The organism is Bradyrhizobium sp. Ken01 (assembly GCF_055807355.1).
This window is the reverse complement of the sequence record NZ_JBVVPC010000239.1, coordinates 1-258: the sequence shown is the minus strand read 5'-3', so window position 1 is coordinate 258 and position 258 is coordinate 1. Positions and strand designations below refer to the sequence as shown.

At 63.2% G+C, this 258-nt stretch carries 1 pseudogene; it reads right to left on the bottom strand.

The window, feature by feature from the left end:
* Positions 1 to 258 (bottom strand): annotated as a pseudogene (locus AC0L3S_RS39485) (cysteine desulfurase-like protein); the annotation flags it as partial.

The following is a 258-nucleotide window of genomic DNA, read 5'->3' as shown; positions in this document are numbered from 1 at the left end:
ATAGTCGCGGATGGCGCCCATGCCGGCAACGATGTTGTCGCGCCGGGAGCGGTTGTTGGACGGCGCCAGATTGCGGCCGATCAGTTCCAGGTACTGCACGGCGGCATCCATGCCGGAGACGTTCTCGTAGATGAAGGTGCCGGCCTCGACCTTGTAGGGCGGCTCGTCGGGGATGAAGTCCTCGCGGAAGGTCGGCAGCCGCTTCAGCGTTTCGAAGCGGCCCCACAGGAAGCCCATATGCGGCGAGAAATTCTTGTA